Origin of the sequence: Butyrivibrio sp. (assembly GCF_017940685.1) — a bacterium.
Classification (GTDB): Bacteria; Bacillota; Clostridia; order Lachnospirales; family Lachnospiraceae; genus Butyrivibrio.
Genome location: NZ_JAGAYD010000033.1, coordinates 1 through 7,670, shown reverse-complemented (window position 1 = coordinate 7,670; position 7,670 = coordinate 1). Strand labels below are relative to the sequence as shown.

The window sequence follows — 7,670 nt, the reverse complement described above, 5'->3', positions numbered from 1 at the left end:
TACAGGTAGCCTACGATGGTAAGACCTATATTGTTTGGTGATGAATTGCCTGCCCATAACATATATGACTCAAGGAACATAGCAAGTCCTGCATATACAGAGATGGTCAGAACATAGATTGTTGTTGGCTTTAAAAGAGGCAGAGTCACATACCAGAACTTCTGCCATGGTGATGCTCCATCGATGTCAGCCGCTTCATATAAAGATGCATCTATTCCCTTAAGACCTGAAATGAAATAGAGCATATTGACGCCCGTCCATCTCCAGCAGCATAAAACAAGAAGCGCCAGCATTCCGGACCAGCTGTTCTTAAGCCATTTGTATGTACCAAAGCCAAGAGCTTCAGAGATAACGTTCATCTGTCCAGTCTTGTATTCAGAGAACATAAGTCTGAAAAGAGTACCTGAAATAACTACTGAAGTCAGGGCTGGCATGTAAAGAATTGCCTTCCAGACGCCTTTTGCCTTGACGATATTGGAATCCATTAAAACCGCAAAAAGCATTGGGAACGGAATCAGCAGCAGTAATGTATAAAACATGTACTTCGCACTGTTTGCCACAGCGATCATGAACACCTTGTCCTTGAGCAGTTTGGTGTAGTTATCAAAACCGATCCACTCAGTCTTGATGGCACCTATATCCTGGAAGCTCATGGTGAACGCCGTTATAAGAGGATAAATCCAGAAAACAAGAAAGCTTGCTATGAACGGCATAACAAAAACGTATGGGGCAACTTTTTGCGAATAGAGGAAATTCTTACCTTTCATCTCCTACTCCTTTTTATTGACTATTAGAAAAGGGGACACCGGAGATCATACCGGCATCCCCTCTGGATCTAACTTAAGAGCATGTCTTATTAAATCACTGCTCCATGTCTACTGCATCCTGCAGCTCCTGAAGAGCATCATCTACACTGTAATCAGGATCTTCAAGAACCTCGTTAAGTGTTGTTGTGCATACATACTCGTTGATTGTAGGGCTGATAGCTACAACAGAAATCTTACCAATGTTGTCCATTCCGATTTCGTTAAGAACATCGTATGGATAGTTGATGAAGTAAGCATTGAACTGGTTGTTGTCATCATGAGCGAAGGAATCCTTGTCCCACATAGCTGTGTTACATACGTCGAATCCAAGCTTATCCCAAATGTGCTGCTCACCTTCATCTGACATCTTAGCCCAGCAAAGGAACTCTGCTGCAAGCTCTTTGTTCTCAGACTGCTGTGTAACAACTGTACCTGTTCCGCCGATACCTACTGAGCACTTCTGTCCATCCTGGAATACAGGGCACTTAGCGATATACCAGTTTCCAGCTTCTTCAGGCATGTAGTTTGTGAAACGGCTCATGTACCAAAGTGCCTTAGGGAATGAAACGATGTTATGATCCATGATGTTCTGGAATCCAGCCTCAAGGTCTACGTGTCCGTCAGGAGAGATCTCAGCAAGACCACTCTTGAGCCAGCTCTGCTGCATTGTAAGCATGTTCTTTACAGAATCAAGCTGGCAGTTTGCAGGATTATCAAATCCGCCTGTCCAGTCATCGCCGTACTCAGCCATTGCAAGCCAGAGCCAGTCTGTTCCGCCTGTATCAACTGATGTCCAGTACTTACCTTCTTCGCCGATGGCGTCAACGTACTCTTTTCCAAGAGCCTCGTAGTCTGACCATGTCTTAACAGCATCGATCTTAGCGATAACTTCTTCCTGTGAAAGGCCCATAGCCTCTGACATAGCTGCTACGTTATAATACATTGCTGTTGCTCCAACGTGATAAGGAGCTCCGTAATAATGTCCATCTTCTCCCTGATATGTCTGCATTCTTGCAGGAACCATTGTTGACATATAAGGTGATGCATAATCATCAAGTGGAACAAGCCACTGATCAAGACCTGCAACAACGTTAGGGAACTGTCCAACCTCTACGTCACAAATATCAGGAGCACCTGTTCCAGCCTCTAAAGCTGTAAGGAGCTTGGTGTGCATATCGCCATAAGGATATGTTGTACATGTGATCTCGATTGTTCTGTCAGGGTTCTGCTCGTTCCAAACTTCAGCCATATCTTTGTAATGCTGGCCGTGAAGTTCTACGAATGTCCACATCTCTAAGTGTGTACCATTTGCATCTCCAAATGTAGCATTGGGAATTTCTTCTGCAGAAGCTTCTTCTGTAGAAGCTTCAGCTGTCTCTGTAGCACCCTCTGACGTCTCAGTTGCAGCGCCTGATCCGCATCCTGCAAGCAGGCCGGCAACCAGCGCCATGCTCATTAAAGAGCTGACCAATTTCTTTTTCATCTTGCTTCCTCCTTAGAAAGAATAATACCTATCGATTACACGTAAATCATATAGCCGTCCATAAGGGGTGTCAATATTTATTTTAGATTATCTTGAAGTATTTTAGATAAACGTTGTTATGCACCAAAACAACAGATGAATTTTGTGCATAATTAATAATTTTGGTTTAGTTTAGATTTATTTATAGTCAAATATTCCTTAACCACGCCACTTTTTCTACTTAAACGTTTTCAGAAAATAAAGATCTTTAGATATATCTAAAGTAATTTTTGAAATAATTGACATTTTAACGTGCTATGTTATAGTAAAATTTGAAGATAAAATGCTAAAATAAAATAGAAAAATCTAAATTACCTGCAAAGGAACGACAATATGCTCCATATTGAAAATTTTGAAGACGGAATCGAGCTGTACAAGGCTCTTGGATCTGAAGTAAGGGTTGAGATCATCAAGCTTCTTATTCAGAATAAAGGAATGAACATGAACGAGCTTGCTGGCAAGCTCGGAATAACTGCCGGTGCTCTCACTGCACACATCAAAAAACTTGAAAGCTGCGGGCTTGTGTCCATTTCCGGAGAAGCTCATGGACATGGTAATCAGAAGATCTGCTCAGTACCTATAGATAAGATACTTATAAACATCGTACCTTCTGAACCCACAGAAAGCCTGTATCAGACCGAGGTCAAGGTTGGACACTACTCAAGCTACAGCGCTTATCCTACCTGTGGTCTGTCCACTAGCGAGCAGCTAATCGGCGAAGTTGATGATCCAAGATATTTTGCACATCCTGACAGGTTTAACGCCGATATCCTCTGGTTCACCACCGGATATGTGGAATACGATATCCCCAATTTCATCCCACCAGCTCAGCGCATCACCCAGCTTGCAATTTCAGTTGAGATCAGTTCGGAAGCCCCTGGAATAAACAGTGACTGGCCCAGCGACATCAGCTTTTTCCTCAACAAGAAGCTCATCGGAATGTGGACATCACCTGGTGACTTTGGCGATGTACCCGGAATCTTCACTCCAGACTGGTGGTTCCCTAACTGGAATCAGTACGGACTGTTAAAGCTCATAGTGATCAATCGCCATGGAACATTTATCGACGGACTCAAGATCTCAGACGTTTCCATAGACGAATTTGATTTGACCAGCAACAGCAAGATCAAATTCCGCTTTGCTGTTGACAAGGATGCCGAGCACCCTGGCGGATTTACCATCTTTGGCAAGACCTTTGGCAACTACGCCCAGGACATCAAGGTAGGCATCAATTACGTACCACTCAATGAAGAATCTAAATAATCATGGAGACCATATACCAATGATCAACAAGACAATCAAAGGAGCTGCATCTGCCCTGGTGGCTGCAGTTCTTTTCTTATCCGGATGCGGACAACAAACAGAAGTTTCAGTTAGTGACATTGCACTTGAAAAGAACTCTTTTTACAATCCGATAATTCGTCTTTCTGACGACAAAGGAAGGCTTATATATGGCGGCGATCCGGCAGTGTATGTTGACGGAGACACCGTCTATCTGTATACAGGACACGACATGTCTACTGACAAAGAAGTTGAGGAACGCGCTTATCACATCCCAGAGTACTTCTGCTATTCCTCAAAAGACCTGAAGACTTGGACTGCGGAAGGCGTCGTCATGAACATGCACGACGTTGAATGGGCCAAGGACTCAAAGAGCGCCTGGGCCAGCCAGGTGATCAAGCATTATGATGAAGAGGCAAAAAAAGATCTCTACTATCTGTACTTCTGCTCCTGGGACAAGACGAGTCGCGGCAAGCAGTCCATCGGCGTTGCAGTTTCCGATAGTCCCACAGGTCCTTTTACAGATATAGGAGAACCCATTGTAAGAGGAATTGTCACTAAGCCTGAGACCAGTGCCTGGAATGATATTGATCCGACTGTATGGGTGGATACCGATGAAGAGGGCAACGAAAAGAGATATCTTGCATGGGGGAACGGTAAATTCTTTATCTGCGAACTCAACCCTGACATGATCTCAGTAAAGGACCAGAACGGCGATGGCAAGATCACTTCAGGAAGAAGTCTTGACGCAGGAGATATCCTTACAACCCTAAAGGGCTTTACATCCTACACAGAAGCTCCCTGGCTCTACAGAAGGCAGGACTCAGAGGGCAACTACTACGGCGACTATTACCTGTTTTATGCTTCTGAGTGGAGGGAGTCACTTGCCTATTCAACAGCAAGTGATCCCATGGCAGATCAGTGGACCGCAGGAAATATCTTCATGAAGCCTACTGCCACCTGCAACACCAATCACGAAGCCATATTTGATTTTAATGGCAAGACTTACATGATGTATCACGACGGTGCAAGGCCGGGCGGCAACGGATACAGGCGAAGCGCCTGTCTGCAGGAGCTTGTCTTTGAAGAGGATGGCAGCATATCACTGATGGAAGAATCAACCGCCGGCCTCTTTGGAAGCACATCTCTTATAAAGAGCTCTAGCGGTTCATACATAAGCCATGAGCAGTTCACAAACTCCTCTGAGGATTCAAGCTACCCATATCTTGATATAAAGATTGGCGAGGAATTATCTGAAAGCGTTCTTGACCGTCAGTGGGTTATCACAGACGGTAAGTACGATCCTGATAACGAATACCTGGTTTCCATTCAGGCAGAAAATAAGACCGGACTGTATATAACAGCCGGTCCTGAAGGCAGTGTCACTCTTTCACAGGATGTAGATGGATCTGAAGATACTGCAAAAAATCAGACCTTTAAAACAACAACTTCTCTAAACGGGAAAGAAGGGATGGTCTCATTAGAGAGCACCTTTTATGAGGGAATGTATCTGACAGTATCAGATGGACTTCTGACTCTTTCAGACGGGTCAGATGCTGATGCCTGCTCTTTTGTGATTGAGTGATCATTCCGGATGAGCATTATTTACAGATCAAATATGCTCATCTGGGAGTATTTCTCAGGCAGGTCATTCATGTATTTAAAACACTCATCTGGGGACGACATAATCTTGTGGTCCCTGCAGAACTTTTTAAATATCCCCATAAACTCTTTCGAATTGGGACTTGGCAATTCATAAGCATTTCCATAACGCCTTATGTACTGCTCTTTAAGCCCTGGAAAGTGCTTATCAAGTGCACCATAGTAGTATTCCCTGTCGCCTTCGCGAAGGGTAAGTCCCATACCAAAGTCAATGATACCTTTTACCCCGACATGGGCGCACTCATTTAGAATTGCAGTGATGTTTTCCTTTGTATCATTGATAAATGGCAAGATCGGGGTCATCCACACCACCGTTGGGATTCCTCTTTTCTGCATCTCTTCAAGCACTTTGATGCGGCGCTTTGTATTACAGACATTTGGTTCCAATATCTTACACAGATCATCGTCATAGGTTGTAAGGGTCATTTGAACCACTGTCTTTGCTCTTTTGTTTATCTCATCTAAAAGATCTATATCCCTGAGGATCCTATCTGACTTTGTTTGGATTGCCAAACCAAAACCATTATCTCTGATAATCTCAAGGCATCTTCTTGTAAGCTTAAGTTCTTCTTCGCAGTGCATATATGGATCAGACATAGAGCCTGTTCCAATCATGCACTTTTTTCTTTTTGACTTTAGAGCTCTTTCAAGAAGCTCCGGAGCATTCTGCTTGACTTCAATATCTTCAAAAGGGTGCGTAAACTGATAGCACCTGCTGCGACTGTCACAATAAATACAGCCGTGGGTGCATCCCCTGTATATGTTCATTCCACATCGTCCACCGTTTACGGTGAGTATCCCTTTTGCATCCACAAAATGCATTGTTTGCTCTCCTGTTTTTGAAAGCGTTACGTTACTTGATCCTGCTGTTATGAGCTTGCAAGCTTTAAGAATTTCTTATCATTCATCTGTTCATTGGTCACATACTCTCCATCATGGAACAGCGCATAATTGGTGATGGGCGTAGGGGCACTTTGCGCTTCCTGCCTGCTCTTAATGTGAATAGCATGAAATGGTATATCATTCTCTTTAGCTGTCTGCTCCAGCACCGGAACATACTTCGCATTGAATGGGCACTGGCTGGTGTAATACAGAACGTAACCACTTTCTTCTATGTGGGGATGTCTTGCACATTCCCTGAATCTTGGCTTGTCTTCCTCTTTTTCAAATGGTAAATACCACAGCTGGATTTTGTTATCCGCTTCATCACAGACTTCAAAACCCTTGTATTTAAGGAACTTGGGATCAGAAAGAAATGGCATCTTCTTGGCAGCTCCTAAAATGCAAAGCCCTTTCTTTCCCTTTTCCTTACTATCTTCAATACATGCATTCAAAAGATCTGAAGAGTATCCATGCCCCTTGAATGATCCTGACACCCACAGGCAGTCAATGTACATATATCCATCCGCATCAATGGGAGCCCAGGCATTTTCCGCCGGAATATACTCAATAAAACACTTGCCACGCTCTGCGCTCTTTAAAAAGACAAGTCCCTCATCAAGCCTGTCAGACAGCCAGGCTTTCTTTGATGAAACCTGTACATCTTTGTTGTTTGAAATGGCACAGCAAATGTGCTCCTGTTCCAGATTCTCTTTTGTAACTCTGATATATTCCATACCCTCAGCCCTCATCCAGATCCTTTTCCTCATAAGGTTTATTCCAGGAACCAATTTCAATAAGATTTCCTTCAGGATCCGCAATGTAACAGGTTCTCTGGCCCCATGGCTCCAGCTCTGGTTCCAAAACCGATGTTGCCCCATTCTTTATTGCTTTTTTGAAGGCTGCGTCAACTTCTTCAAAGGTGTCCACATAAAGAGCAATCTCAGAATGACCATTGAGTCCTTTAACATACTCGTACCGGCGGTTTGTCATCTTCTCAAAGTCTTTCCTGCCATACAGAAGGAACAATGTTCCATCTTTCACCAGATAGACATTGGAAGCATCCTCTGCCTCCCTGATCTCAAATCCGAGCACATCTCTGTAAAATCGGATCATCTTTGCCATATCTTCTACAAGTAACCCAAAACCATCAAGCCTCATAACATCAAGCCTCCTTCATATCTTTTCGCTATTTCAGTAGTAATATGATAGAGCTTTTCCCTGATCCTAGCTGGTTCTAAGACAGTCACCTTATCCCTGCATGAAAGCATCCAGGCAAGCAGTCCTTCGTCATCAGCGTATTCATGTTCAAACAAAAGGTTCCCGTCATCCATTTCTGTAAAAGAATCAACACCGTACTCTTCAACAAGCTGCCACTTCATCGAAGGATCAAACACTGCCTTCACTCTGTCTTTTGGAGGAAAGACCTTTTTGTTTGACAGATCCGGCATTGGAACTTCCCGATTTTCCTTAAATGGCGCTACATGAGTGATACCATCCATCCTGTTCAGCTTAAACAG

Annotated in this window: 7 protein-coding genes and 1 pseudogene; 2 read left to right on the top strand and 6 right to left on the bottom strand. The window is 43.7% G+C overall.

Translation table 11 applies throughout. The features are described 5' to 3' along the window. A partial coding sequence (locus J6I68_RS02415; protein ID WP_292217018.1) for a carbohydrate ABC transporter permease occupies nucleotides 1–767 on the bottom strand: 767 nt, incomplete at its 3' end. 94 nt (nucleotides 768–861) lie between these two features. Further along, complete coding sequence (locus J6I68_RS02410; RefSeq protein WP_292217015.1) at nucleotides 862–2,289, bottom strand: ABC transporter substrate-binding protein; 1,428 nt, start codon at nucleotides 2,287–2,289, stop codon at nucleotides 862–864. Between the two features lie 372 nt (nucleotides 2,290–2,661). On the opposite strand from J6I68_RS02410, the gene J6I68_RS02405 reads away from it, so the two are divergent. Then, nucleotides 2,662–3,591, top strand: a complete 930-nt coding sequence (locus tag J6I68_RS02405; protein ID WP_292217013.1) for an ArsR/SmtB family transcription factor — start codon at nucleotides 2,662–2,664, stop codon at nucleotides 3,589–3,591. 19 nt (nucleotides 3,592–3,610) lie between these two features. Beyond that, a complete protein-coding gene (locus tag J6I68_RS02400; RefSeq protein ID WP_292217011.1) occupies nucleotides 3,611–5,194 on the top strand; it encodes a family 43 glycosylhydrolase in 1,584 nt (527 codons plus the stop codon). Nucleotides 5,195–5,214: 20 nt separating this feature from the next. On the opposite strand, the gene J6I68_RS02395 is transcribed toward J6I68_RS02400, so the two are convergent. The 4 genes and pseudogenes from J6I68_RS02395 to J6I68_RS02380 all read right to left on the bottom strand — a co-directional run. Continuing rightward, a complete protein-coding gene (locus tag J6I68_RS02395) occupies nucleotides 5,215–6,093 on the bottom strand; it encodes an SPL family radical SAM protein (RefSeq protein ID WP_292217008.1) in 879 nt (292 codons plus the stop codon). Nucleotides 6,094–6,140: 47 nt separating this feature from the next. Next, entirely contained in the window at nucleotides 6,141–6,887 is a 747-nt protein-coding gene (locus J6I68_RS02390; RefSeq protein ID WP_292217004.1) for an N-acetyltransferase, read from the bottom strand. 4 nt (nucleotides 6,888–6,891) lie between these two features. Continuing rightward, a complete protein-coding gene (locus J6I68_RS02385) occupies nucleotides 6,892–7,311 on the bottom strand; it encodes a VOC family protein (RefSeq protein WP_292217002.1) in 420 nt (139 codons plus the stop codon). Then, nucleotides 7,308–7,670 (bottom strand): annotated as a pseudogene (locus tag J6I68_RS02380) (DNA-binding transcriptional regulator); the annotation flags it as partial. The pseudogene J6I68_RS02380 and the gene J6I68_RS02385, both read right to left, overlap by 4 nt.